The organism is Methylorubrum thiocyanatum (genome assembly GCA_014138645.1).
Lineage (GTDB): Bacteria > Pseudomonadota > Alphaproteobacteria > Rhizobiales > Beijerinckiaceae > Methylobacterium > Methylobacterium thiocyanatum.
The window spans coordinates 503,296-529,405 of record JACJIB010000002.1; the positions used below are offsets into that span (position 1 = coordinate 503,296).

Genomic DNA, 26,110 nt, shown 5'->3' on the forward strand with positions numbered 1-26,110 from the left:
GACGATGAATTTTTTTGAGCATTATAGGCAAGCCACCAAACGCGGCTACTGTCCATAAGGCGGGGCTCACCGGCCGCGCTTGCGCCGGCTTCCTGCCACGTGGTGACGGCCCCGCGCGTCCCACCGCACGCTCGGCGCCGGTCCCGACGGCGCGGCGAGCCACGCCCGGCGCTGCGCGATCAGCGTTTTGAGCCGCTTCGCCCGTTTCTCCCGGCCGGCACAGTCGCAGGGCCAGTCGCAATCGAAATGGTGCGGGCCGCTCTCGCCGGAAAACAGGCTGACGACGGCCAGCACGATCCCGATGAGGCCGACCACACCGATGACCAGGGCCGGCCATGCGAGGCCGAGGCCGACGAGGACGGCGACGGCGGCCTTGCCCGCGAGCGTTCCCACCAGCTTCACTTTCAGGAGAGTGCCGAAGGTCGCCGCGGCGCCGGCCGTTCCGCGGAGCGCTCGCAGGCTCCGCCGCCGGACGCGCTTGCGCCCTGCCAATGCCTCGAGCCGGCCCAGCTCGCGCTGAACCCGATGCTGGGCGTTCGCCCGATCCTCAACCGTCCCCGCCTGCACGCCCCCTCCCCGTCGCCCTTGCCGGGCCGAGTGTGGGACGAGGCGAGCGGGACCGTCAAACCGCCGCTTTCCGCGGTTCGGGTCGCCGAATTCGTGCGGAGGAACGGGAAGACGGGATGACAACAGGGCGGATGGCGCCGAGCGCGGCGCGGACCTGGCCGTTCCTGGCGGGCTTCGTCGCGGCCGAGCGCCGGCTCGGCGAACGAGCCCGCGCCGCCGGACGGCTCCCGGCATTCGCCTACGAGTTCCTGCGCTTCGGGATGAAGCAGGGCTGGGCCTGCCTGTTCGGTGGGCTGATCTGCGCCCTCCTGATCGGAACGCATCTGTTCTACCCGGCCGACGCGCCGCTGACCCGCTACGATTTCCTGACGCTCGCGGCGATCCTGATCCAGGTCGCGCTGCTCGCGCTCGGCATGGAGAGCTGGGAGGAGGCGAAGGTCATCCCGCTCTATCACGTCGTCGGAACGGCGATGGAGATCTTCAAGACCGGAATCGGCTCGTGGATCTATCCGGAGGCGAGCTGGCTCCGCATCATGGGCGTGCCGCTGTTCACCGGCTTCATGTATGCCAGCATCGGCTCCTACATCGCCCGCGTCTGGCGCCTGTTCGACTTCCGCTTCACGCGGCATCCGCCGCTCGTGTTCACGCTACCGCTGGCGGGCGCGATCTACGTCAACTTCTTCAGCCACCACTCCATGGCGGACCTGCGCGCTGGACTATTCATCGCCACCGGCGTGCTGTTCGGCGGCACGATCGTGCACTTCCAAGTCTGGCGGGTGCACCGCCGGATGCCGCTCCTGCTCGGCTTCGTGCTCGTCGCAGGGTTCATCTGGCTCGCCGAGAACATCGGCACGGCAAGCCGCGTCTAGCTCTACCCAAACCAAGCGGCCGGCTGGTCGCCGGTCTCGGCGGCCAAGCTCGGCTCGTGGCTGCTCCTGATGATCGTCTCCTACGTGCTGGTCACATTGGTGAACCGGCCGGAGGCGATGCCTTGGGAGGAGGCGGCGGCCGGAGCCGCCGAGGCCGTCGCGTCCCGTGCCTGAGGGCGGACGCGGTCGGGCGTGTCAGTTGACGTAGGTGCGGATCCAGTTCGGAGAGAGGATCTCGCCCTCCTCGGTGATGATCCAGGGCTGCTGCGAGGGATCGCCGAGGGCGCCCTTCGCGGCAAGGAGCGCCTCGCGCAGGGTGTCGTAGCGCTCGGGCTGGGCCAGGGGCGACGAGGCCGGCAGGGTGCGCCAGATCGTCAGGTCGGCAGGACGTTCGAGAGCTTCCGTTTCCATCTCTTGTTCTTCCTGTTCGAACCGGCACCGTCCGTGAGAGGACCGAGGCGACGACTGAGGTCGCTGGGCCGGTATGCTCAAAGGTCTAGGGCGATCGAAGCATCTCTGGGGCGGCTTTGCGATCAATTCGAGTGCTCGATGGCCGATCGGTCACCGTTTCGTCGCAGTTCCTCGCCCGAACCTTGCCTTGGTTTCGCCAAGAATTGGTCCAGGCCCACCCACCGATGCTTTTTCATCAGTAGGAGGACACTGCGTATGAAACAGTATGCAATTGGTTACTCTGCGAGGGGCCTGTCCTCGGTGCGGTGCCGCACCCGGCTTCCCTGTGCGGGAAAGCGGGGATTTGTTGACCGGAAGCCACACCGGACACAGCTAAGTCTCATTCGCTGAATTCCCGCTGCCGTTGATGCCACGGATCGGATGGATGGGAGTTTGGTGGAGACTGTCTGAACGTAGCCCGTACCGCCGACGCGGCGCGGGTTGCCCCGTTGATGTCTGAGGTTGTCGGTGCCGGATCGTTTCGTGCGGGTCGCCTTGGGCGTGACGCTGGGCCTGCTGATCGCCTTCGTGGCGCAGCCCTACATCCTCGCCTTCCTCTATTCGGCGGACGCGCCCCGGTCGGTGGCGGCGCGCGGCGACCTCTCCGCGGCGGAGAAGACGACCGTCGATCTCTTCGCCCGCGCCTCGCCCTCCGTCGTCCACGTCTTCGCCCAGTCCGCCGCGCAGGGCCGGGGCCTGATGGAGCCGGACGACGAGTTCGGACAGGGCGAGCAGCAACAGGGCTCCGGCACGCAGACCGGCACCGGCTTCGTCTGGGACGCGGCCGGCCACGTCGTGACCAACAACCACGTCGTCGAGGCCGCGACCAAGGGCGGCGGCTCGATCTCGGTGCGGCTCGCCTCCGGGGAGGTGGTCGGCGCGCGGGTCGTCGGCACCGCGCCGAGCTACGATCTCGCCGTGCTTCAGCTCGGCCGCGTGGCCAAGATGCCCCCACCGCTCGCCGTCGGCACCTCGGCCGATCTCAAGGTGGGGCAATCGGCCTTCGCCATCGGCAACCCGTTCGGCCTCGACCACACCTTGACGACCGGCGTCATCAGCGCGCTCCAGCGGCGCCTGCCGACGCAGGAGGGCCGCGAGTTGTCGGGCGTCATTCAGACCGATGCGGCGATCAACCCCGGCAATTCCGGCGGACCCCTGCTCGATTCCGCGGGCCGGCTGATCGGCGTCAACACGGCGATCTTCTCCCCCTCGGGCGCCAGCGCTGGCATCGGCTTCGCCGTGCCGGTCGATGTGGTGAACCGGGTGGTGCCCGACCTCATCAAGAACGGCCGGGTGCGCAATCCCGGCATCGGCATCATCGCCGGCCAGGAGGCGACCGCCGCACGGCTCGGCATCGACGGCGTCGTCGTGCTGCGGGTGCTGCCCGGCTCGCCCGCGGCGCAGGCCGGCCTGCGCGGCGTCGATCCCCGCACCGGGGACATCGGCGACGTCATCGTCGGTGCGGGCGGACGGCCGGTCCACCGTCTGTCGGACCTCACCGCCGTGGTCGAGGAGGCCGGGCTCGACCGTCCGGTCACGCTGCTGGTGGAGCGCGATGGCCGGGTGCGGACGGTTCGGCTGAACACGGCGGATGTGGCGCAGACGCGGTTGTAATCCCGCTCCTCAGTGCGGCGCACCGGATGAGCGCTTTACCCGCGCGCCGAACCGGCCGATGAGCGAGGCATGCTCCTCGCCCTCGGCCTTCTGGCGCTCATCGGATTCTGGTGGCTCGGCCGCCGCAACGGGCGCCTGCCCTTCGGCCTGACGCCCCGGTTGCTCGGCGGCTACGCCCTTCTGGCGATGGCCTTCGTGCTGTCGCTGCGCGGCAGCTTCATCCCTGCCCTTCTGCTCGGCGCGGGAGGGGTATGGCTGACGGAGGGCGAGGCGGGCGTGATCCGGCGCGTGCGAGCGTGGCGCGGGCAGCGGGCGCCGCAGCTCGTGCGGACGGCCTCCCTCGAACTCGACATCCGCCCCGACGGCATCCCGCTGGACGGCACGCTCTTCGTCGGGCCCTTCGCCGGGCGCCGCCTGTCGGCGGTGCCGCCGGAGGCATTGGTCGAACTGACCGCGCTACTGCGCACCAACGATCCCGAGGGCGCGCGGCTGCTAGAGGCGTATCTCGACCGCCGGCAGCCCGGCTGGCGTGTAGACGCTGATGGCGATGGAGACCCGCGGCCGGGCGGCGCGGCGAAGCCAGGGACGATGACGGAGGAGGAGGCCTATCAGGTCCTGGGGCTTGAGCGCGGGGCGTCCCTGGAGGACGTCCGCGCGGCTCATCGGGCGCTGATGAAGCGGCTGCATCCCGACCAGGGCGGCAGCGTCGAGCGGGCGGCGCGCGTGAACGCGGCGCGTGACAGGCTGGTGAACCGACATCGCTAGAACTCCACGCGCGTTGTCAGGGTCGATGATGTGAACGTCGGCACGGCCGCTGGCCGCGGCTCTTGTCGCATCGGGCAGCCGCCGGCCGAACGCGCCGGCCGCTGCACCGCGGAGGGTTGGAAGGGGGATCAGCTCCGGGTGGCGAAGCAGTTGAAGCCGTTCTTCTTGAGCGCAGTGCAGGCATCCTGCGCGGCGCCCTGCTCGGCGAAGCCCGAGAAGCGGGCGCGGAAGAGCGTGGTGCCGCCGTGCGTCACGCGCACCGTGTAGGGGGCGGCCTTCGACAACATGCCGGTACGGCTGCGGGCGTCGGCGAGGATCGACTTCGCCTTGTCCTCGTCATCCATGGCGCCGAGCTGGATCACCCACGGCGTCGGTGTGACGGACTTGGCGCCGTCGCTGCGGGCGTCCTTCGGCGGGCCTTCCGCGCGGGATGCGACGCCCTCGACGGCGGGCAGGCGCGCGGTCGACTTGCCGCCGGTGCCCGGGAACGGCGCCTGGCTCGCCGGGCCGGCATAGGCCTGGGCTGCGCTCGGCAGCGCCTGGAGGCCGGCGCGGCGCGATCCCGGGGTCGTCGTGGCCGGGCGGATGTCGAGGGGCGCGGTGCTGGTGGAATTGGTGGTCTCGACCGCATCGTCGTCCGCCGAGGCGAGGACGGTGCGGGTGCGGGAATCGGCCTCGGCGACGACCGCCGGCCGGCCGCGCTCGGCCACCTCCACCACGGGCGCCGTCTGGCGGGCGCCGGCATAGGCGCGGGGCAGGTTGGCGCGCACGAGATCGGCCATGATCCGGTCGCGGCTGGCGCCCGACTTGCCGCCGAGGACGATCGCCACGATCTGGCGGTCGCCGAGCTTGGCCGCGGTCATCAGGTTGAAGCCTGAATCGCGAGTGTAGCCGGTCTTGATCCCGTCCACGCCCTCGACATTGCCGAGCAGGCGGTTGTGGTTGCCGATGGTGCGGCCGCGGAAGGCGAAGGAGCGGGTCTGGAAGTAGCGGTAGTAGCGCGGAAACCGGTCCTGGATCGCGCGGGCCAGGATGGTGAGGTCGTGGGCGGTGGTGATCTGATCAGGGTCGGGCAGGCCGGAGGCGTTGGCGTAGTGCGTGCGGCTCATGCCGAGCGCCTTGGCCTTGCGGGTCATCATCTCGGCAAACCGCGGCTCGGAGCCGGCGATGTTCTCGCCGATGGCGCAGGCCACGTCGTTGGCCGACTTGGTCACGAGGGCCTTGATCGCCTCCTCGACGGTGACGGTCGAGCCGGGGCGCAGGCCGAGCTTCGACGGCGCCTGGGCGGCGGCGTTGGCGGAGATGGAGAGCGGCGAGTCGAGGTCGTAGCGGCCCTTCTCCAGCTGCTCGAACAGCATGTAGAGGGTCATCACCTTGGTGATCGAGGCCGGGTGACGCAGCGCGTCCTCGTTGACCGCGTGCAGGGTCCGGCCCGACTTCACGTCCACCACCATGGCCGCGTAGGGCGGGTTGTAGCCGCTCACCGCCTTGCGGGCGTGGCCTCGGCGCTTGGCCTCGGCGGGATCGGCCACCGCGACGAGGAAACTCGTCGCCAGGAGCAGCACGGCGACAGCGCGGGACCCCGTGGCGGGCCGGCCTTCTACGCGACGCATCTCGGAACCTTCGCCTCGACAGCCGGACCTTTGCGCCCGGCTGGCACCCTTCACGGAGGCCGCCAACCGGCTCCGCAATCTCTGTTGAGGACGGTAGGATGAACGCGGTTACGCGGCCGTTAATGCCGCGCGCTCAAGGGACGAGATCGTCCTTTCGCCACAGGGGTTAAGCCGATCTTGACGAACCCTGCCCGCAATCCCCCGCACCATCCCGCAGAGCGGGCCGGATGCGGTACCGGCTCGCTCTGCGGGGCGGTCTGTCACGATCATGCGGCGGCAAAGTGAGGACGCGGAGGGGACGGACAGTTTCACGCACCTCACTGGCGCAGTCGCCACGCGGCCTATAGATTGCCTGTCGAGCGATGCGCTCTCTCCCGGGGCGCAGGCGCCGAAGGCTGCCAGACCAGGGTCGCTTCGATTCAGATGTCTTCCAAGCTGATCCAGAACGAGGTGCAGGAGGCGGTTCGGGGGCGGGTTCCGGTGCGTGCGGCCTCGACCCCGCGCAATCCGGGCGACGACGACCGTTCGGGCACCGCCATCATCACCCGCACCAAGCCGCGGGCGAAGCGGCCGAGCCTGTACCGTGTGCTGCTGCTCAACGACGATTACACGCCGATGGAATTCGTCGTGCACGTCGTCGAGCGCTTCTTCAACAAAAGTCACGAAGACGCCTACCAGATCATGATGCATGTCCACCACAACGGCGTGGGGGAATGCGGCGTGTTCACCTACGAAGTCGCGGAAACGAAAGTGACGCAGGTGATGGATTTCGCCCGCAAGCACCAACATCCGCTTCAGTGCGTTATGGAAAAGAAATAGGCATCCAGCGAAGGCCAGAGCATTGCCCAGCTTCTCACGCAGCCTCGAGCAAGCCCTCCACCGCGCCCTGGCCTTGGCCGGAGAGCGCCGCCACGAATACGCAACCCTCGAACATCTCCTGCTCGCCCTCGTCGACGATCAGGATGCCGCCGCCGTGATGCGGGCCTGCAACGTCGAGATCGACGTGCTGCGCCGCAATCTCGTCGAGTATGTCGACACCGAACTCTCGAACCTGACGAGCGACGGGCGCCAGGACGCCAAGCCGACCGCCGGCTTCCAGCGCGTGATCCAGCGCGCCGTCATCCATGTGCAGTCTTCGGGCCGCGAGGAGGTGACGGGGGCCAACGTGCTCGTCGCGATTTTCGCCGAGCGCGAGAGCCACGCCGCCTACTTCCTGCAAGAGCAGGACATGACCCGCTACGACGCGGTGAACTACATCAGCCACGGCATCGCCAAGCGCCCCGGCGCCTCCGAGGCCAAGCCCGTGCGCGGTGCCGAGGAGGAGAGCGCGGCCGAGCGCCCCGGCGGCGAGGACAACGAGGCGCGCCCGAAGAAGAAGGGCGATGCGCTGGAAGCCTACTGCGTCAACCTCAACAAGAAGGCGCGCGACGGCAAGATCGATCCGCTGATCGGCCGCCATTCCGAGGTCGAGCGCACGATCCAGGTGCTCTGCCGCCGCCAGAAGAACAACCCGCTGCTGGTGGGCGATCCCGGCGTCGGCAAGACCGCCATCGCCGAGGGCCTCGCGCGGAAGATCATCCAGCACGAGGTGCCGGAGGTTCTCGCCGACGCGACGGTCTTCTCCCTCGACATGGGCACGCTTCTCGCCGGTACGCGGTATCGCGGCGACTTCGAGGAGCGCCTCAAGCAGGTGATGAAGGAGATCGAGGCGCATCCCAACGCCATCATGTTCATCGACGAGATCCACACCGTGATCGGTGCGGGCGCCACGTCGGGCGGCGCGATGGACGCCTCGAACCTGTTGAAGCCCGCGCTCGCTTCCGGCGCGCTCCGCTGCATCGGCTCGACCACCTACAAGGAGTACCGCCAGTACTTCGAGAAGGATCGCGCCCTGGTGCGCCGGTTCCAGAAGATCGACGTCAACGAGCCGTCGATCCCGGACACGATCGAGATCCTCAAGGGCTTGAAGCCCTACTTCGAGGAGTTCCACAAGCTGAAGTACACCACCGATGCCGTGAAGGCGGCGGTGGAGCTGTCGGCGCGCTACATCAACGACCGCAAGCTGCCCGACAAGGCGATCGATGTGATCGACGAGACCGGCGCCTCGCAGATGCTGGTGCCGGAGGCGCGCCGCAAGCGCACCATCGGCGTCAAGGAGATCGAGACCACCATCGCCACGATGGCGCGCATCCCGCCCAAGACCGTGTCGAAGGACGATGCGGTGGTGCTCAAGAACCTGACCGAGAACCTGAAGCGGGTCGTCTATGGCCAGACCAACGCCATCGAGGCGCTGACCTCGGCGATCAAGCTGGCGCGTGCCGGCCTGCGCGATCCCGACAAGCCGATCGGCTCCTACCTGTTCGCCGGCCCCACCGGCGTCGGCAAGACCGAGGCTGCCAAGCAGCTCGCGGCCTCCCTCGGCGTCGAGATGCTGCGCTTCGACATGTCGGAATACATGGAGCGCCACACCGTCTCGCGGCTGATCGGAGCGCCGCCCGGCTATGTCGGCTTCGACCAGGGGGGGCTGCTCACGGACGGAATCGACCAGCACCCGCACTGCGTGCTCCTGCTCGACGAGATCGAGAAGGCGCATCCGGACCTGTTCAACATCCTCCTGCAGGTGATGGACCACGGCAAGCTGACCGACCACAACGGCAAGCAGGTCGATTTCCGCAACGTCATCATCATCATGACCTCGAATGCGGGCGCGTCCGATCTGGCGAAGTCGGCCTACGGCTTCACGCAGTCGAAGCGCACGGGTGACGACGTGGAGGCGATCAACCGCCTGTTCGCACCGGAATTCCGCAACCGCCTCGATGCGATCATCTCGTTCGGCCACCTGCCGAAGGAGGTCGTGGCCAAGGTCGTCGACAAGTTCGTGCTCCAGCTCGAAGCGCAGCTCGCCGACCGCAACGTCACGATCGAGCTTTCGGACGAGGCCCGCGACTGGCTCGTGGAGAACGGCTACGACGATGCGATGGGCGCCCGGCCCATGGCCCGTCTGATCCAGTCCACGATCAAGACGCCGCTCGCCGACGAGGTGCTGTTCGGCCGCCTCAAGGACGGCGGTGCGGTCCGGGTGGTGCTGAAGAAGCCGGAGGGCGAGGACGGCAAGGTCGAGACCGGAAAGGGCAAGGGCGAACTCGGTTTCGAGTTCCCCGCCGGCCCGGTGACGCCGAAGCCGGAGACGGATGTCGCCAACGCGGCCAAGCGCAAGCGCTCGAAGCCCCGCTCGGCACCGCGCAAGAAGGCGGCGAAGCGCGATGGCGGGCCGTCCGGCGGCGGATCCTCCGGCGGCGGTTCGGTCCGCACCGTGCCGAAGGTGCCGCTCAAGGTGTGAGTATACGGGGACGCTCCCTCGGAAGAGTGAGCGTCCTTCGTGGCCGGCGCGGGTTGCGTTCCTGCGCCGGCTCCCGGATATGGGCGGCGCCGCCCTCCGCGAGAGGGTCCGGCATCGGCCAGCAATGGGGGTAGCATGACGAGCGACGCGCAGGAGGAGAGCCTCACGCCTGTCGCGCCACAGCCGGCTCCGGTGCGGCCGACGCCGCTGACGTCCCGCGAGAGACGCCGCCGTCGCCGCAAATCCCGCCATCGCGGCGAGGAAATCCTGGGCTGGATCCTGGTTCCGGTGATCCTGTTCGGCCTGTTCTGGGGCGTGAACGCAGTGTTGGAGGCGATGGGCACCAGCCCCGGCGTGGTGTGGGATCAGCTCATGCAGGTGAAGGCCGCGCTCGAGAAGAAGATGTAAGGCCGCTCTCGGTTGCGCTGCCTTTGCTTCGGACGGTCACCCCGCTGCCTTTTCGAGCGTTCGCGCGACCCATTTGTTCAGGCTGAGGCCGGCACGGCGGGCTGCCGACGCTGCTGCTCGATGCAGTCCGGGATCGACCCGAACAACGAATTGCCCGGAAAACGGTTTTTCCGGCTCTTCGCCACGTTCGGCGCAGAATGCCAGATAGTCCGCGATGCTGTCGGCCAGCGCCTGCTTCAGCTCGTCCACTGAGCGACCCTGGAAGGTGATCACGTCGCGGAGGTTGAGCACCTCACCATGGAACAGCTCGGCCTCCTCGTCGTACTCGACGAGTGCCTCGTAGCCATGGTGGTGCATGACGGTCATGGTCGCAGTCCCGCCTCGGTCAGGAAGCGCCTGACGGATTTCACCGCACCCTTGTCTGTTTCCTTCTTCGGATGCGGTCGGTGAAACACCGCACGCACACCGTTGAGGGCGACCCGGATACGAGATCCCCGACCTTCTTCGACCGTCGCACCACAAGCCGCGAACAGGCTCTCGATGTCGGTCCAGACGATGCCGGAACGGACGGGATCGGCGAAAACCGCTTCGAACGTTGCTCGATGCTTCCCACTCAGCTTCATTTAGTATCAATTTTTGATACTGCTAGCCAGCGGGTGCCATCCCTTCACTGCCCCTACTCCGCCGCGGCCTTGTTCAGACCGATCCTCCGCCAGATCGTGCTCAGGGCGTCCACGAGGTGGTCGATATCGGCGTTGGAATGCAGCGGCGAGGGCGTGATGCGCAAACGCTCCGTCCCTCGCGGTACCGTGGGATAGTTGATCGGCTGCACGTAGATCCCGAACTCGTCGAGGAGCGAGTCGCTGATCGCCTTGCACAGCACGGGATCGCACACCATCACCGGCACGATATGGCTGTGGTTGGCGAGCGTTGGAATGGCCGCCGCATCCAGCGCCTGCCGCACGCGGGCCACACGCTCCTGATGGCGCGCGCGCTCGGCGCTGCTCGCCTTGAGATGGCGGATGCTCGCCGCCGCGCCCGCCGCGACGGCCGGCGGCAGCGAGGTGGTGAAGATGAAGCCCGAGGCGAAGCTGCGCACGAAGTCGCAGAGCTGCTCCGAGCCCGTGATGTAGCCGCCATGGACGGCAAAGGCCTTGCCGAGCGTCCCCTCGATCACGTTGAGCCGGTGCGCGATCCCCATGCGCTCGGAGATGCCGCCACCCCGCGCGCCGTAGAGCCCGACCGCGTGCACCTCGTCGAGGTAGGTCAGTGCCCCGTGCGCCTCGGCTACGTCGCAGATCTCGTCGATCGGCGCGATGTCGCCGTCCATGGAATAGACCGACTCGAAGGCGACGAGCTTGGCCCGGCCGGGCTCGATCAGGCCGAGTTTGCGGTTCAGATCCTCCGGATCGTTGTGGCGAAAGATCTGGCGCTCGGCCCGGCTCGAACGGATGCCCTCGATCATCGAGGCGTGGTTGCCCTCGTCGGAGAAGACGACGCAGCCCGGGAGCTTGGAGGCGAGCGTGCCGAGCGCGGCCCAGTTCGAGACGTAGCCGGAGGAGAAGATCAGCGCCGCCTCCTTGTCGTGGAGGTCGGCGAGTTCCTGCTCCAGGAGTACGTGGTAATGGTTGGTGCCGGAGATGTTGCGGGTGCCGCCCGCCCCGGCACCGCAGCGGTCGATTGCCTCGTGCATTGCCCGCAGCACGGAGGGGTGCTGGCCCATGCCGAGATAATCGTTGGAGCACCAGACGGTGACCTCGCGCACGCCACCGGGGCTGTGATGCGTCGCGTAGGGAAAGCGGCCGGCCTGCCGCTCCAGATCGGTGAAGACGCGGTAGCGCCCCTCCCGATGGAGCCCGGTGAGCGCGCTGCCGAAGAACGCTTCGTAGTCCATGCCCGTCCTCCCCTCTGAAGTTCGTGATCTGCGGGCGGATCTCGCGTCCGCTTCGACTCATTCGCGCGGTACCCCAGTCTCCCGCACCTCGGCGACGGGGGCCGTGCGGCCCGGCAGGCTCCAGTTCCACAGGGCTGCCGAGGGCAGCGGCAGCATCAGGAACCAGTGTTCCAGGGTGGCGAGCGCCGCGAGGGCTGCGAGAAGGCTCAGGCCCGTCGCCGTCTCTGGCATGGCCTCGGCCCCGAGCGCAGCGCAGGCGATCTGGACCGTCACGGCGGTGCCGAGCGTCACCGAGACCGGAAACAGCGGATTCATCGGCCGCCGGCTGAGGTAGCAGGCGAGATAGCCCAGATGCGGCGGCAGGAACTCGGCGTGGAGATTGCGCACCCCGAGGAACAGGTTGAGCCGCGCCGAGGCGTTCATCAGCGCGAGCAGGGCGTAGGTCCACAGGGCCACCCGGTTCCCCTGCCCCCACGTCAGGCAGAGGATGGCGAGCCCCCCGACGAGGATCGCGAATTCGTGCCAGAGACTGGTGGCGAGCGCGGCGAGGAAGCGGTCGACCCCGCGCAGGTTCGGTGCGCAGGCGGCGGGCTTCGGGCCGGAGACGAAGCCCATATAGTAGCTCATCTCCTGCCAGCCCCAGACGATCACCGCCGCGGTGAAGCCGATATAGGCCCCCGTCTCGGTCTCGTCGTCCGCGACCGCGCCGATCGCCCAGAGCGCCGCCGCCAGCGCGGCGGTCGCCGCGACCATGCTGCGGGGATGCGTCGGCCGCGGCAGGTGCTGGAGCACCAGCACGAGCCCGGTGGCCGACCACCACAGCAGGACGGCGTAGAGCGCCGGGGCGGCGTAGGCGCCCATGCTACCAGACCGGCCGCAGGCGGATGTCGGCGGGCATGGCGTTCTGCTTGACCGGCAACAGGTAGAGCCGCGCGAAGGTCGCCGCCGCGACGAGGGCCTGCGCCCCGTGCTTGAAGCGGCCCGCGACACCGCCCTGCGCCTTGGCCGCGGCGATCTTGTCGGCGCAGACGAGCAGCCGGTCGAGGCCGGCCTTGAAGCGCGGATCGTCGAGATCGAGGGTGATCGGAAACGTCTGCTTCGAGATTTCGGAGGTGATCCGGAAGACCTTGAAGTCGTAGTCGGTCGGATCGACCCCGAGCGCCTTGTGGAAGGCTGGGCGGCAATGGTCGCGGACATACATCGTCGCGAACACCGCCAGCAGGAAGAAGCGGATCCAGTAGCGGTTCACGCCCTCCGTCAACTTCGGATTGGCGCGCATCAGCAGCGCAAAGGCCTCGCCGTGGCGGAACTCGTCGTTGCACCACTTCTCGAACCATTTGAAGATCGGGTGGATGCGCCGCTCCGGATGCCGCTCCAGCTCGCGAAAAATGGTGATATAGCGCGCGTAGCCGATCTTCTCCGAGAGGTAGGTCGCGTAGAAGATGAACTTCGGCTTGAAGAAGGTGTACTTCTTCGTCTTCGTCAGAAAGCCGAGATCGACGGCGACGCCGAAATCCTTCAGCGTGTCGTTAATGAATCCGGCATGCCGAGCCTCATCGCGGCTCATGAAGCCGAACAGCTCCTTGATGTCCTTGTTCTTGGCGCGTTTCCGCATCTCCGCGTAGAGCACGCAGCCGGAGAACTCGGCGGTGATCGAGGAGACGAGGAAGTCGAGGAACTCTTTGCGCAGGTCCGGGTCCATCGCGGCGAGGTCGCAGTCGAACTCCTCGTTGCGCACGAAGTGGCGCTTGTTCGGGTCCGAGCGTAGCTCATCGATCAGGATGTCCCACTCGCGCCGCACCGGCTCGACATCGGTGCGGTCGAGCTCCTCGAAATCGGTGGTGTAGAAGCGCGGGCTCAGGAAGGTCGTCTGCTGCGCGCTCTTGGTCGATTCATTGAGCGGCTGGCGCGGGAACGGCACTCCCGCAGCGGCTTGGGGCTGGACGTTGGCGTTCACAGCTTCCTCCGTTCGGAAAAGCTCACCTCGTAGAGCTCGGTCAGCTCGAGATGGGCGATCAGCTTGGTCCAGGCGCGCTCCAGGCGGCCGGCGCGGGTCACGGTGGCGGTGCGGCGCACGGTGAGGCGCTCGCCGTAGGGGATCTCCGTCGGCGCGTCGTGGACCTGAACCTCGTCGCCGGGCTCGATCTCGAACCCGGCATCGAGCGTCACATGCGCGTGAAGGCTCTCCGGGGTCTGCTCGATCTCGACGGTGCAGGGCACCTCGACGACCGTCTTGCCGATCCAGGCCATGTCCGCCCCCCTTATGTTCGCTGCGGCCATCACCGCAGCTCCGTGCCGGGCAGCAGGCGGGCGAAGGCCTTCGCGTTCGAAGGGCCGAAGGCCAGCAGCGGCACGTGCCGCCCGGTGGCTCCATCCTCCAACGACAACGTGCCGTTGTCGAATCGCGTGAGGGTGAAGGGCGGCTCGCGGCTCAGACCCTCCCTCTGCCGGGCCTGGGCGAGCCCGCGCAGGGTGCCGCGGATGAAACCGTCCTGTCCCGGCTCGATCCGGGCGACCAATGTCCCGTCGCCGGCCTCGCGCAGGTCGATGGCGCCGTCCGGCAGATCCTCCGCGTGGAAGGCCAGGGTTTGGACCGGCCGAGCCGTCTGTTCCTCCGGCTCCGCCTCCTGGCCGCGACCGAGGGCAACGGCAAGGAGTGCCACCGCCAGCAGACCGGCGACGGCGAGAAGTGCCGGCCGCTGAGATGGCGGCTTTTCCTGCGGTCGGCGGAAGTTCAGCTCGACGGGCATGATCGGCCCCTTCCTAGCGCGCCGCGGCGGGCGCGAGCCGGCCGGGGGCGGCGCCTGTGCGTCCGGTCAGGATCGCCGGTTCGCTGGCGCGGGCCGGCCTGTCGATGGTCCCCTTCACTTGCGCCGCGAGCGCTGGCGCGAGCAGGGCCGCGACGCTGCGAGCCTCGGGGATCGAGCGCAGCATCGGCTCCGGGCGGCTGACCCGCCAGGGCCGGGCATGCGGCCAGAGATGGAGGTAGGCCACCCGCTCCCCCGGCGGCAGACGCAGCGGGATGTCGCCGCTGCCGTCGGCGAAAAGGCGCAGATCCGCCGACACGATCTGCACCAGCGGCAGGTTGAGGGTGATCGGCAGGGCGATGCCGACATGCAGCACCATCCGTCGGTCGGTGAGGGTGTAGACCGTGGTGCGGTGGACGAGCCAAGCAAGGAAGGTCAGGAGGCCGAGCGCGCCGAGGCCGATCAGCAGGGTCGGGCCGGCGACGGCGAGCGCCTGCATCGGACCGCCGCTGGCCGCGGCGCCGAGGGCCAGCACCGTTGCGGTGGCGGCAAACCACAGCATGACAAGCCGGGCATGGAAGGCCCGCAACAATACGCCGGACAGGGTCGGGGCGCCGCGCCACAGGATCCGCTCTCCCGCCGGCAGCGGCCCGGGCATTCCCCGCAAGGTCCCTTCGGGCAGGAATTCCGACTCGCTCATGGGATCGGCCCTCAGAGAATGGGTTCTTGGCGGGCCGGCGAGGCGTAGAGCGTGCCGGCGCCGAAATACGACATGATCCGCTCCTCCTCGAGGAGGGTGACCGAGTCCGGATCCTTGATTCCGGGGATGTCGGCGAACTGCGCCGCCAGCAGCGCCTCGGTCTTCACGGTGCGCGAGAAGCGGCCGGTGGTGCAGAAGGTCACCGGCATCAGCACCCGGCGTCCGCCGGCACCGAGTTCGACCTCGTAGTAGCGCACGAACGACTCGCCGCGATCGACCCAGAGATCGACGACCGTGCCGGCCACCTGCCGGTCGGCGCCGAGCACCGCCATGCCGATAGGGTTCGGGCCGTCCTCGTGGACGACGAAGGCATCGGCGACGCGCAGCGGCACGATGCGGTACTGGTTGTCCCAGGTCCGATCGTGCTCATCGTGCCGAGGCACCCAGGAGCCGGGTCCGACGCCCGCCTGAAGCGACGTGTCGGTGCGGAAATAGGGTGCGCCGGGGAAGACCTCGCGGCGCCGGCTCGGCACGTTGGTGTCGTAGGCGATGTTGGTTTGCGGCGCATACATCGTGTGGCCGCTCGACAGGTGGAAGGCCTTCGGCGTCGGGATCAGGATCGGATCCGGGCTCTTGAGGCGGCCGGCGGCCTCGTTCTCCAGCGGGTAGCCCTCGCGGCGATCCTCGCGGCGGAGATAGAAGACGAGGCCCGCGAAGAAGATCCAGAACGCGTAGAGCGTCACCTGCGCGACGTCGATGTAACCGGTGATCTCGCCTCTGGGCATGGCAGGCCTCCCGATCAGGTGGGACGGTTGACGAGGGGATGGAATGGGCCGGGCTGTCCCTCGTCCGGGCGGCCGGCCTCAGGGGTCTCGGCGCGCACGAGCGGTCCGATGGCGACGAGCGTCGCGAACAGGAGCGCGATCTCGACGTGGTAGACGATGAGGTAGCCGATGGCGGGCTCGTTCATGCCTTCGCCGAGCGCGCCCGACTGGGCGACCGCTGCGCCGACATCGCGCAGGATGCCGCTCGCGGCGATGGCCGTGCCGGCGGCGGTGGCCTGTGCCGCGCCCCAGGCACCGAGCGCGAGGCCTGTATCCTCCGGCCCGGCCTTGGCCATCGAGGCGGTCAGCGTGCCGTGCGCGAACAGGCCGCCGCCGATGCCGATCAGCGTGACGCCCGCGGCGAACAGCCGGGCGGAGGCGAGCGGCGCGGCGAAGATCACCGCTGAGAACGCGGCGATGCCGATCACCGTGCCCACCGCCGCCACGCGGTAGGGATCGCCGCCGCGGTTGAGCCAGCGCGCCGCCGCGATCAGTCCGAGCCCGCCGCCAGCCGCGAGCATCGCGGTGAGTGCCGTGGTCTGCGCGACCGTGAGGCCGAGGATCTGGCCGCCATAGGGTTCGAGCAGGATGTCCTGCATCGAGAACGCGGCGGTGCCGAGCGCGATCGCCGCGAGCCGCCGCCGCGCGGTGCCCTCCCTGGCATAGCCGCGCCAGGATTGCGAGAAACGCGGCCGCGGCTGCGCCCGGTCGGTACGGTGCGGGTCGCGGGGCTCCTGCTTCCACAGGGCGATGCCGTTGAGCACGAGGGTGACGAGGGCCGCGCCCTGGATCACCTGGATCAGGCGGACCGCCGAGAAATGGGCGAGCGCCAGACCGAACAGCACGGCGCTGCCCATCATGCCGGCGAGCAGCATAGCGCAGAGCAGCGCGACCACCTTCGGCCGGGCATGGGCGGGGGCGAGATCGGTGGCGAGCGCCAGACCCACCGTCTGCGTCGTGTGAAGCCCGGCACCGACGAGCAGGAAGGCGAGCGCGGCGGCCGCATGGCCGACCCAGAGCGGGCCGGTGGTGTCGCCCGACAGGATCAGCAGGGCGAACGGCATGATCGCCAGCCCGCCGAACTGAAGCAGCGTGCCGAACCAGATATAGGGCACGCGCCGCCAGCCCAGCACCGAGCGGTGCGTATCCGAGCGGAAGCCGACCAGCGCCCGCAAGGGTGCGAACAGCAGCGGCAGCGACAGCATCACCGCAACGATCCAGGCCGGCACCGCAAGTTCGACGATCATGACCCGGTTGAGCGTGCCGATCAGCAGCACCGCGGCCATGCCGACGGTGACCTGGAACAGCGACAGCCGCATCAGCCGCCCGAGCGGCAGCTCCTTCGTCGCCGCGTCGGCGAAGGGAAGGATCGCCGGGCCGAGGCGCAGCAGCGCCTGGGTGATGGCAAGGCCGGACCTCATCGCGACGCTGCGCCCGCCGTCGGAGGCGACGCCTGCTTGCGCAACTCGATGGCGTTCGAGAGATAGAACCCGCTATTGACCCGCCGTGTGCGGCCGATGGCGAAGCGCCCCAGCGCCGGCTCGCGCAAGATGCGGCGCCGCAGGCCGCCCTCCGTCACCGGCACGATCGCGGGCGCCCGGTCGGCTTTCGGAAACAGCTTGCCGGCCGCGTGCATCAGCGTCAGCAGAGCTGTCCGCGGGGCGACCGTAAACAGAAGGCTGCCATCGGTGCGCAAGGAGAGTTCGGCGAGCGCCCGGACGATATCCGGCGCCTGGTAGTGGATCAGCGAATCCATCGCGACGACATGATCGAAGCGGCCGAGCCAGGGGTCGAGCATGTCGCCGACCCGGAAATCCACGGAGCCGGGTCCCGGGATCGCCGGCAGGCGCTCGCGGGCCAGACCGATCAGCGTCGGCGAGACGTCGATCGCCACCACCTCGGCGCCGCGGCGCGCGGCCTCGACGGCGAGCGCGCCGGTGCCGCAGCCGGCGTCCAGCAGGCGCAGACCCGTCAGATCCTCCGGCAGCCAGCCGAGGAGGTTTGTGCGCATGGCGTCGCGCCCGGCCCGCACCGTGGCGCGGATCTTCGAGACCGGCGCGTCGGAGGTAAGACGCGACCACGCCTCGACCGCGGTGCGGTCGAAATAGGTCTCGAGTTGCGAGCGGCGGGTGAGATAGGGCGTGCTCATCAATCGAACCCGAGAAACTCGAAGAGGTCGCGGTCCTTCATCGGCACCGCCTCGCAGGGGTCGGCGCCGGCCCAGAGGGTCTCGGCGAGCTGCATGTACTCGTCGGTGACGGCCTTCAGCTCCGGCGAAGGCTCCATCTCGAACAAGGTCGATTTCTTCAGGCGCGAGCGGCGCACCACGTCGAGGTCGGGGAAATGCGCCAACCGGCGCAGGCCCACCGCCGCGTTGAAGCGGTCGATCTCATCGGTCTTGGCGGAGCGGTTGGCGATGACGCCGCCGAGACGCACGCCGTAGTTCTTCGACTTGGAATGGATCGCCGCGACGATCCGGTTCATGGCGAAGATCGAGTCGAAATCGTTGGCGGTGACGATCAAGGCCCGGTCGGCGTGCTGAAGCGGCGAGGCGAACCCGCCGCACACCACATCGCCCAGCACGTCGAACACGACGACGTCGGTGTCTTCCAGGAGATGATGCTCCTTGAGGAGCTTCACCGTCTGGCCGACGACATAGCCGCCGCAGCCGGTGCCGGCGGGCGGCCCGCCCGCCTCGACGCATTTCACGCCGTTGAAGCCCTCGACCACGAAGTCTTCTGGCCGCAACTCCTCCGAGTGGAAGTTCACGGATTCGAGCGCGTCGATCACGGTGGGCGCGAGGCGCTTTGTGAGCGTGAAGGTCGAATCGTGCTTCGGGTCGCAGCCGATCTGGAGGACGCGCTTGCCCAGCTTCGAGAAGGCGACCGAGAGGTTCGAGGACGTCGTCGACTTGCCGATGCCGCCCTTGCCGTAGACCGCGAAGACCTTGGCGGTCTCGATACGGTCTGCGGGGTCGAGGGCGACCTGAAGGCTTCCCTCCTCGCGGCGGATCGGGACCGGGTTCCGGATGGCGATATTCATGCCGCGACTCCTGCGGTGATGCCGGGCAAGGCGCCGGGCGTGACGCCTTCGAGGCGGTCCTCCAGCTCCTCCTCGGCACGGTCGAGCGCGTCGCGCATCGCCCGGTCGGGGGTCCAGAAGCCGCGGCGGTGAGCCTCGATCAGGCGGCTCGCGACCTTGGCGCAGGCGGTGGGGTTGAGCGTCGCCATGCGGTCGCGCATGGCCGCATCGAGCACGAAAGTCTCGGTGATGCGCTCGTAGATCCAGGGCTGCACCGCACCGGCGGTGGCCGACCAGCCGACGGTGTTGGTCAGCGTCGCCTCGATCTGGCGCACGCCCTCGTAGCCGTGGCCGAGCAGGCCCTCGTACCATTTCGGGTTGAGCATGCGGGTGCGGGTTTCCAGCGCCACCTGCTCGTCGAGCGAGCGCACGCGGCCCTCCCCGCGGGTCTGGTCGCTGATGTAGATCGGCACGCTCGCGCCCTTGGCGCGGGCCACCGCCCGGCCCATGCCGCCGAGCCCGTCGAAGTAGTGATCGACGCTCGTAACGCCGAGTTCGACCGAGTCGAGGTTCTGGTAGGCGAGATCGACCCGGGCCAGCACCGCCTTCATCAGGTCGCGCTGCGGCGCCGGGCGGCCGGTGCGGCCGTAGGCGAAGCTCTTGCGCCGCGAAAACGTCTCGCAGAGTTCGTCCTCGTCGTCCCAGCGGCCGGATTCGACCAGATGGTTGACGTTGGCGCCGTAGGCGCCCTCGGCGTTGGAGAAGACGCGCAGGGCCGCCGTCTCGAAGTCGCATCCCTGCTCGGCCTGGATCGCCAGGGCATGCTTGCGCACGAAGTTGTCGTCGGCCGGCTCGTCCGCGCTGGCGGCGAGAAAGCTCGCTTCCGCCAGCAGCTTGGTTTGGAGCGGGAGCAGGTCGCGAAAGATGCCCGAGAGCGTCACCACCGCATCGATGCGCGGGCGGCCGAGGCGTTCGAGCGGGATCAGTTCGGCTCCGGCGAGCCGGCCGTAACCGTCGAAGCGGGGCGCCGCGCCGATCAGTGCCAGCGCCTGGGCGATGGGGCCGCCCTCGCTCTTCAGATTGTCGGTGCCCCACAGGACGAGGGCGACGCTCTCCGGCAGCGCCCGACCCTCGGAGAGGTGCCGCTCCAGCACTCGCGCCACCTGCTTGGCGCCATCGGCGATCGCGAAAGCCGAGGGCAGGCGATAGGGGTCGAAGCCGTGCAGGTTGCGCCCTGTCGGCAGGATACCGGGGTTGCGCAGCAGATCGCCGCCCGCAACGGGCGCCACGAACCGCCCATCCAGTGCTCGCATCAGCGCGGGAAGCTCGCTGTCGCGGGCGAGTTCGCGGTCGATCCGGGCAAGGTCGGCGAAGGCGCTCCGGTGCGTTTCGTCGGCGGGCAGCCCCGCGGCGGTGAGCGCTTCCCCGAGGCTCGCGCCTTCGACCAGTCTGTCGATCCCGGCGCGGGCGGGCTTGAGCCCGTGCGAGGCGTCCGCCAGGGCGAGCAGGAGATCGACCCGTTCCTCGCGCACCATCCCCTCGCCGACGACGTGGAGACCGTGCGGGATCAGCGTCTGTTCGAGTTCCGTGAGCGCGGCAGCGAGCGCGGCCACATGCGGACCCGGATTGCCGTCCCAGGCCGGCTCGGCGGCGACGAGATCGACCGCCGCGCCCTGCGCCTGGATGATCGCGGCGAGCGCCGTCCGCTCGGCCGCCGCCTCCGGTTCCAGGCCGCGCCAGCGCTCGACCGAGACCTTGAGATCGCTCAGGCCGCGGTAGAGGCCGGCCGCGGCGAGGCTCGGGGTGAGATAGCTCACCAGCGTCGCGGCGGAGCGGCGCTTGGCGAGCGTGCCCTCCGACGGGTTGTTGGCGGCATAGAGGTAGATGTTGGGCACCGCGCCGATCAGACGCTCGGGCCAGCAGGCCGCCGAGAGCCCGGTCTGCTTGCCGGGCATGAATTCGAGTGCGCCGTGGGTGCCGAAATGCAGCACCGCGTCGGCGGAGAAATCCTCGCGCAGCCAGCGGTAGAAGGTGCTGAAGGCGTGGGTCGGTGCGAACCCCTGCTCGAACAGCAGCCGCATCGGGTCGCCCTCGTAGCCGAAGGCGGGCTGCACCCCGACGAAGACGTTGCCGAACTGCGCGCCGAGCACGAGGATGTCGGCGCCGTTGCTCTGGTGGCGGCCCGGTGCCGGCCCCCACTGCGCCTCGATCTCCGGCAGGTACGTCTCGCGGCGGACGTGATCCTCGGCGGACACGCGGGCATGGACATTGGCCGGCGTGCCGTAGCGCGCAGCGTTGCCGCCGAGAATTCTGTCGCGCAGTGCATCGACGCTGGCGGGAATCTCGACCGTGTAACCGTCGGCTGCGAGCCCGCGCAGGGTGTTGAGCAGCGAGGCGTAGACCGAGAGGAAAGCGGCCGAGCCGGTGGCGCCGGCATTGGGCGGAAAGTTGAACAGCACGACGGCAAGGTGCCGCTCGTGCTTCGGCTTGCGCCGCAGAGAGACGAGGCGCTCGATCCGGGCGGCAAGCCGCTCGGCCCGCTCGGGATGCACGCGCATGTCGCGGGCATTGCCGCTGCCGGATGCCGAGGAGCGGCCACCGAACACCGTCGGCGCGGTAGCGCCGTCGAGTTCGGGGATCGCGACCATCATGGTCGCCTCAACCGGAGAAAGGCCGCGGGAACCCGCCTCCCATTGCTCGATCGTCTGAAATTCGAGCGCGTGGGCTGCGAGATAGGGCACGTCGAGCCGCGTGAGCGTCGCCTCGGCCGCCGCCGCGTCGTTGTAGGCCGGGCCGCCGACCAGCGAGAAGCCGGTGAGCGAGACCAGCGCGTCGATCGCCGGGCGGCCGTTCTCCGTGAAGAAGGCGTCCACCGCCGGGCGGTTGTCGAGCCCGGCGGCGAAGGCCGGTACCACCGACAGGCCCCGCGCTTCGAGGGCGGCGATGACGCCGTCGTAATGCGCCGTATTGCCGGCGAGCACGTAGGAGCGCATCAGCAGCAGGCCGACGCGGCCGCGGGCGCCGGGCACGATGGGCACGGCGGACAGGGTCTCGCCGACACGGCCCGGCAGGCGCGGATGGTACAGGCCTGTCTCGGGGTAATGCTGCGGCGCCGGCGCGGCGGCGATCTCCCGCCATGCCGCGCGCGGACCGGCGGCGTAGCGCTGTACGAGGAAGCGCACGAGGCTCGCCACGTTCTCGTCCGAGCCCGCGAGCCAATATTGAAGGGTGAGAAAGTAGGCCCGCACGTCCTGCGCCGAGCCGGGGATGAATCGCAGGATCTTCGGCAGCTTGCGCACCAATGCCATCTGCCGCGCGGCATTGCCCTCCGCGCCCGGCTTGCCGCGCAGCCGCTTCAGGAAGTCGAGGGCCGAGCGCTTGGCCCCGCTCATGTCGAAGCGGTTGAGCCGCGTCGTGCGCACGATTTCCGCGGCCGAAAGGCAGCCGACCATCGCATCGCAGGACGCGCGCCGGGCGAGCAGCGCCGGCAGGATCGCCCGCACGTGCTCGTCGAGGAACAGCATCGCCGAGACGACGATGTCGGCGCGCGCGATCTCCGCCTCGCAGGCCCGGAGCGCCGCCCCGTCGGTCTCCCACTCGGCGGCCGCGTGGAAGCTCAGCGACAGGCCCGGCATCTCCGTGGCCAGCCGCAGCCGCGCCCGTTCCACCGCGCTCGCCAAGTGATTGTCGAGCGTGACGATGACGACGCGGAACGGGGGCCTAGCGGCCGAAATGCGCCTTGGCATCGTAGAGGATCTCGAGGGTGATGAGCGGCAGGTGCCGCTCGCGGGCGAAGCGCTCGGTGTTGGCGCGGGCCTTGCCGCGCACGAAGAACGGGATCTTCTTCAGCTCCTTCTCGGCCTCGGGCGCCCATGGCGCGGTGCGAACCGCGTCGGCCCCCTGGACGGTGATGGCTGGAACGGGCGCCGGAGCGAGGGGGGGAGCCTCCGGCACCCGTTCCAAGGCGTCCGCTTTCCGGTTCGGCCCGTGGCCGAGATGAGACGGGGCGGCGCCATCGTGAAATTCGGGATCGTCGCGGAACATCCCGAGGAGATGCTCCTCCAGCCCCATCATCAGGGGGTGCACGAGCGTATCGAACAGGACGTTGGCGCCCTCGAACCCCATCTGCGGCGAGTGGCGGGCGGGAAAATCCTGCACGTGGATCGGCGCCGAGATCACCGCGCAGGGGATGCCCAGCCGCTTGGCGATGTGGCGCTCCATCTGGGTGCCGAGCACCAGTTCGGGCGCCGCCGCCTGGATCGCGGCCTCGACGTCGAGGTAGTCGTCGGTGATCGTCGCCTCGATGCCGTGGAGAGCGGCCTCCGCCCGGACCTCGCGGGCGAATTCGCGGATATAGGTGCCCAGCCCGACGAGCCGGAAGCCGAGTTCCTGCGTGGTCACCCGGGCAATGGCGAGGGCGTGGGTGGCGTCTCCGAAGACGAAGACGCGCTTGCCCGTGAGGTAGGTCGAGTCGACCGAGCGGGAGTACCAGGGCAGCCGCGACGCGACGTCGGCGAGGACAGGCGCGGGATCGACCTCGGCGAGCGCCGCAACGGCCTCGATAAAACGGCGGGTCGCCCCGACGCCGATCGGCACCACGTCGACGAGGGGTTGGCGGAACGTCTTTTCGAGGTACAGCGCGGCGCTGCGCGCCACCTCGGGATAAAGCACGAGGTTGAAGTCGGCCTCGCCGAGGCGGGTCAGATCGGCCGGACTGGCGCCGAGGGGCGCCACCACGTTCACCGCGATCCCGAGGCGGTCGAGGAGCCGGCGGATCTCGATCAGATCGTCGCGGTGGCGGAATCCCAGCGCGGTCGGGCCGAGGATGTTGCAGGACGGCCGGCGCGTCCCCTGCGGAGGCCGCTCCGCCGGGGCGCCGGCAAGGGCGCGCACCAACCGATAGAAGGTCTCGGAGGCGCCCCAGTTCTCCTTCTTCTGGTAGGCCGGCAGCTCCAGCGGGATCACCGGGACCGGCAGGTCGAGCGCCCTGGCGAGACCGCCGGGATCGTCCTGGATCAGCTCCGCCGTACAGGAGGCGCCGACGATCATCGCCTGCGGCTGGAACCGCGCGTAGGCGGCGGCGACCGCGTCCTTGAAGATCGCCGCGGTGTCGCGGCCGAGATCCTGCGCCTGGAACGTCGTGTAGGTGACCGGCGGGCGCTCGGCGCGCCGCTCGATCATCGTGAACAGCAGGTCGGCATAGGTGTCGCCCTGCGGCGCGTGCAGCACGTAGTGCAGGCCCTCCATCGCGGTCGCGACCCGCATGGCCCCGATATGCGGCGGTCCCTCATAGGTCCAGACGGTGAGCTGCACGGTGCTACACCTCCAGCCGGGCGCGCCGGTCGAGCGGACGCGCGAAGAGTTCGGCGAGGTCGCCCGCCTGCTCGTAGCCCTGGATCGGCGTGAACAGCAGCTCGATTGACCATTTCGTGGTCAGCCCCTCCGCCTCCAGCGGGTTGGCGAGGCCGAGGCCGCAGACGGTCAGGTCCGGTCGTGCTGCCCGGCAGCGGTCGAGCCCGTCGTCCAGGCTCTGGCCCTCGACCACGGGCGTGCCGTCGGGCAGGCGCTCGATCTCGGCGGCGAGGTGGCCGCGATGCAGGTAGGGCGTGCCGACCTCGATCAGTTCGACGCCCATCTCCCGCGACAGGAAGCGGGCGAGCGGCACTTCGAGCTGAGAATCGGGGAAGAAGAACACCCGCTTGCCCGCGAGCTTTTCCGAATGCGCGGACAGGGCTTGTCGGGCGCGGCGCAGGCCCGGGGCCGTCGCCGCCGCGAAGCGGGCGGGATCGACGGCGAAGCTGTCGGCTGCCGCGCGCAGCCAGTCCGTGGTGCCCTCGGCGCCGAGCGGGAACGGGGCGGCGATGCGCCGGGCGCCGCGCTGTTCCAGGGCGCGGGCGGTGTCCGCGAGGAAGGGCTGGGCGAGGAGATAGCGCGTGCCGCGCCCGACGGCGGGCATCTGGCTCGTCCGCCGCGCCGGCAGGAAGCGGGCGGCGATGCCGAGATCGGAAAACAGCCGGGCGAACTGGTCCTCGACCACGTCGGCGAGCGCGCCGACGACGAGGAGTTCGTCCGTCGACACCGCCTCCGGCAGATCCGGCACCAGGGCGGCGAGGCAGGCATCCTCCCCTTGCGTGAAGGTCGTCTCGATGCCCGAGCCCGAATAGTTCAGCACCCGCACGCTCGGCGCCATCCGCTGCGACAACCGCAGCGCCGCCCGCGACAGGTCGAGCTTGATCACCTCCGAGGGGCAGGAGCCGACGAGGAACAGCAGCCGGATGTCGGGCCGCCGCTCGATCAGCCGGGTGACGACGCGATCGAGTTCCTCGTTCATGTCTGCGAGGCCGGCGAGATCGCGCTCGTCGATGATGGCGGTGGCAAAGCGCGGCTCGGCGAAGATCATCACGCCCGCGGCCGACTGGATCAGGTGGGCGCAGGTGCGCGAACCGACGACGAGGAAGAACGCGTCCTGGATCTTCCGGTGCAGCCAAACGATGCCGGTGAGCCCGCAGAACACCGCCCGCTGGCCGCGCTCGATGCGGATCGAAGGCCCGCAGGTGCCTGAGGGAAGGGGGGCGTGCGCGTTCATCGACCGACCTCCCCCGCGAGTGCGAGGGGGGCGGGTGCTTCGAGCCGCGCCGTGCGCAGCTTCAGCAGGAACTGTCCGGCATTGACGAGGTAGGCGGCGTAGGCCGCGAGCGCCAGCACGAGCAATCCGTGCGTGTCGAGCCAGCCGAATCCGAGGGCGGTAAGGTAGGCCGTGTGCAGCGCCAGCACGAGCATGCTGAACACGTCCTCCCAGAAGAAGGCCGGTGCGAACAGGTAGCGGCCGAACACGACCTTCTCCCAGATCGAGCCCGTCACCATGATCGCGTAGAGAACGAGCGTCTTGACGACGACGGAGGCGTTGGCGGCCGCGGCGCCCTCACCGCTGGCCAGCGTCCGTACGACGAGGCCGAGACTGACAAGGAAGACGAGGAACTGCAGCGGAGCGAGCACGCCCTGCACCAGGGTCCAGGGCGAGCCGTCACGCCTCTGACGCTCGGCGCTCGAATAGAGCGGTTGGTGCCGGCCCTGGCGCTGACGCATGGCGTCCGCCCTCGCTCGCGTTCCAGTCCCATCCGTGCGGGACCTCGATTGACCCGAGCCTAGGCCTGGACGTCGGAAAGTGTCAATCCAGCTTGACGATCAACAAGGATTACATTTCCCTCAGGTCAGAGAAGCGGCGGGGATTGCCAAACGTGAGAGTGAGCGTATCGTTGGCCTACACGCTTCCGTTGCTTCGGGCTCGTGCAGTGCAA

24 protein-coding genes and 1 pseudogene are annotated in these 26,110 nt (G+C 69.2%); 6 read left to right on the forward strand and 19 right to left on the reverse strand.

The window, feature by feature from the left end:
- Positions 1-66: 66 nt before the first annotated feature.
- Positions 67-567: a hypothetical protein gene (locus tag HNR51_RS06170; protein WP_182554317.1), complete on the reverse strand. Its 501-nt coding sequence runs from the start codon at positions 565-567 to the stop codon at positions 67-69.
- A gap of 116 nt (positions 568-683) precedes the next feature.
- Here HNR51_RS06170 and HNR51_RS06175 point away from each other — a divergent pair.
- Positions 684-1,610: pseudogene (locus HNR51_RS06175) on the forward strand (DUF817 domain-containing protein).
- Positions 1,611-1,631: 21 nt separating this feature from the next.
- On the opposite strand, the gene HNR51_RS06180 reads toward HNR51_RS06175, so the two are convergent.
- Positions 1,632-1,847 (reverse strand): hypothetical protein, encoded by a 216-nt coding sequence (locus tag HNR51_RS06180; protein WP_012457029.1) that lies wholly within the window; start codon positions 1,845-1,847, stop codon positions 1,632-1,634.
- 507 nt (positions 1,848-2,354) lie between these two features.
- On the opposite strand from HNR51_RS06180, the gene HNR51_RS06185 reads away from it, so the two are divergent.
- Both HNR51_RS06185 and HNR51_RS06190 read left to right on the forward strand, forming a co-directional pair.
- Positions 2,355-3,500, forward strand: a complete 1,146-nt coding sequence (locus HNR51_RS06185) for a S1C family serine protease (protein ID WP_012457030.1) — start codon at positions 2,355-2,357, stop codon at positions 3,498-3,500.
- A gap of 69 nt (positions 3,501-3,569) precedes the next feature.
- Positions 3,570-4,265, forward strand: coding sequence for a J domain-containing protein (locus HNR51_RS06190; RefSeq protein ID WP_182554318.1), 696 nt, complete (start codon positions 3,570-3,572; stop codon positions 4,263-4,265).
- Positions 4,266-4,393: 128 nt separating this feature from the next.
- On the opposite strand, the gene HNR51_RS06195 is transcribed toward HNR51_RS06190, so the two are convergent.
- The gene (locus HNR51_RS06195) at positions 4,394-5,878 is read right to left on the reverse strand and encodes a serine hydrolase (RefSeq protein ID WP_182554319.1); all 1,485 of its coding nucleotides are present in this window, start codon (positions 5,876-5,878) and stop codon (positions 4,394-4,396) included.
- A gap of 423 nt (positions 5,879-6,301) precedes the next feature.
- On the opposite strand from HNR51_RS06195, the gene clpS reads away from it, so the two are divergent.
- From clpS to HNR51_RS06210, 3 genes are all read left to right on the forward strand, one after another.
- Positions 6,302-6,697 (forward strand): ATP-dependent Clp protease adapter ClpS, encoded by a 396-nt coding sequence (gene clpS / locus HNR51_RS06200; RefSeq protein ID WP_012457033.1) that lies wholly within the window; start codon positions 6,302-6,304, stop codon positions 6,695-6,697.
- A gap of 22 nt (positions 6,698-6,719) precedes the next feature.
- Complete coding sequence (gene clpA / locus HNR51_RS06205; RefSeq protein ID WP_012457034.1) at positions 6,720-9,218, forward strand: ATP-dependent Clp protease ATP-binding subunit ClpA; 2,499 nt, start codon at positions 6,720-6,722, stop codon at positions 9,216-9,218.
- 135 nt (positions 9,219-9,353) lie between these two features.
- A complete protein-coding gene (locus tag HNR51_RS06210; protein WP_012457035.1) occupies positions 9,354-9,626 on the forward strand; it encodes a hypothetical protein in 273 nt (90 codons plus the stop codon).
- A 36-nt stretch (positions 9,627-9,662) separates the two neighbouring features.
- Here the strand turns inward: HNR51_RS06210 and HNR51_RS06215 are convergent, their stop codons facing one another.
- From HNR51_RS06215 to bchF, 16 genes are read right to left on the reverse strand one after another with little or no spacing between them, the layout of a single operon-like run.
- The gene (locus HNR51_RS06215; RefSeq protein ID WP_012457036.1) at positions 9,663-9,992 is read right to left on the reverse strand and encodes a type II toxin-antitoxin system HicB family antitoxin; all 330 of its coding nucleotides are present in this window, start codon (positions 9,990-9,992) and stop codon (positions 9,663-9,665) included.
- Entirely contained in the window at positions 9,989-10,249 is a 261-nt protein-coding gene (locus tag HNR51_RS06220; protein WP_182554320.1) for a type II toxin-antitoxin system HicA family toxin, read from the reverse strand. The genes HNR51_RS06215 and HNR51_RS06220 overlap by 4 nt, the downstream gene beginning before the upstream one ends.
- A gap of 53 nt (positions 10,250-10,302) precedes the next feature.
- A complete protein-coding gene (gene hemA, locus HNR51_RS06225) occupies positions 10,303-11,520 on the reverse strand; it encodes a 5-aminolevulinate synthase (protein ID WP_182554321.1) in 1,218 nt (405 codons plus the stop codon).
- Positions 11,521-11,577: 57 nt separating this feature from the next.
- Complete coding sequence (gene puhE, locus HNR51_RS06230) at positions 11,578-12,381, reverse strand: putative photosynthetic complex assembly protein PuhE (protein WP_182554322.1); 804 nt, start codon at positions 12,379-12,381, stop codon at positions 11,578-11,580.
- Between the two features lies 1 nt (position 12,382).
- Positions 12,383-13,477 (reverse strand): magnesium-protoporphyrin IX monomethyl ester (oxidative) cyclase, encoded by a 1,095-nt coding sequence (acsF, locus tag HNR51_RS06235; RefSeq protein ID WP_182554323.1) that lies wholly within the window; start codon positions 13,475-13,477, stop codon positions 12,383-12,385.
- A complete protein-coding gene (locus tag HNR51_RS06240) occupies positions 13,474-13,800 on the reverse strand; it encodes a hypothetical protein (protein ID WP_239681645.1) in 327 nt (108 codons plus the stop codon). The genes acsF and HNR51_RS06240 overlap by 4 nt, the downstream gene beginning before the upstream one ends.
- Positions 13,800-14,270 (reverse strand): photosynthetic complex assembly protein PuhC, encoded by a 471-nt coding sequence (gene puhC / locus HNR51_RS06245; RefSeq protein ID WP_182554324.1) that lies wholly within the window; start codon positions 14,268-14,270, stop codon positions 13,800-13,802. Before puhC ends, HNR51_RS06240 begins: the two co-directional genes overlap by 1 nt.
- Before the next feature lie 13 nt (positions 14,271-14,283).
- On the reverse strand, positions 14,284-14,967 hold the full coding sequence (gene puhB, locus HNR51_RS06250) for a photosynthetic complex putative assembly protein PuhB (RefSeq protein WP_182554325.1): 684 nt from the start codon (positions 14,965-14,967) through the stop codon (positions 14,284-14,286).
- Between the two features lie 11 nt (positions 14,968-14,978).
- Positions 14,979-15,752, reverse strand: coding sequence for a photosynthetic reaction center subunit H (gene puhA / locus HNR51_RS06255; RefSeq protein WP_012457043.1), 774 nt, complete (start codon positions 15,750-15,752; stop codon positions 14,979-14,981).
- 14 nt (positions 15,753-15,766) lie between these two features.
- Positions 15,767-17,212, reverse strand: a complete 1,446-nt coding sequence (locus HNR51_RS06260; RefSeq protein ID WP_182554326.1) for a BCD family MFS transporter — start codon at positions 17,210-17,212, stop codon at positions 15,767-15,769.
- Positions 17,209-17,940, reverse strand: coding sequence for a magnesium protoporphyrin IX methyltransferase (gene bchM, locus HNR51_RS06265; protein ID WP_182554327.1), 732 nt, complete (start codon positions 17,938-17,940; stop codon positions 17,209-17,211). Before bchM ends, HNR51_RS06260 begins: the two co-directional genes overlap by 4 nt.
- Positions 17,940-18,833, reverse strand: coding sequence for a ferredoxin:protochlorophyllide reductase (ATP-dependent) iron-sulfur ATP-binding protein (gene bchL, locus HNR51_RS06270; protein WP_012457046.1), 894 nt, complete (start codon positions 18,831-18,833; stop codon positions 17,940-17,942). Before bchL ends, bchM begins: the two co-directional genes overlap by 1 nt.
- Positions 18,830-22,558, reverse strand: a complete 3,729-nt coding sequence (locus tag HNR51_RS06275) for a magnesium chelatase subunit H (RefSeq protein WP_182554328.1) — start codon at positions 22,556-22,558, stop codon at positions 18,830-18,832. Before HNR51_RS06275 ends, bchL begins: the two co-directional genes overlap by 4 nt.
- Positions 22,533-24,125, reverse strand: coding sequence for a ferredoxin:protochlorophyllide reductase (ATP-dependent) subunit B (gene bchB, locus HNR51_RS06280; protein ID WP_182554329.1), 1,593 nt, complete (start codon positions 24,123-24,125; stop codon positions 22,533-22,535). Before bchB ends, HNR51_RS06275 begins: the two co-directional genes overlap by 26 nt.
- Before the next feature lie 4 nt (positions 24,126-24,129).
- Positions 24,130-25,398, reverse strand: coding sequence for a ferredoxin:protochlorophyllide reductase (ATP-dependent) subunit N (locus HNR51_RS06285; protein WP_182554330.1), 1,269 nt, complete (start codon positions 25,396-25,398; stop codon positions 24,130-24,132).
- The gene (gene bchF, locus HNR51_RS06290) at positions 25,395-25,898 is read right to left on the reverse strand and encodes a 2-vinyl bacteriochlorophyllide hydratase (RefSeq protein ID WP_182554331.1); all 504 of its coding nucleotides are present in this window, start codon (positions 25,896-25,898) and stop codon (positions 25,395-25,397) included. Before bchF ends, HNR51_RS06285 begins: the two co-directional genes overlap by 4 nt.
- Between the last annotated feature and the right edge of the window lie 212 nt (positions 25,899-26,110).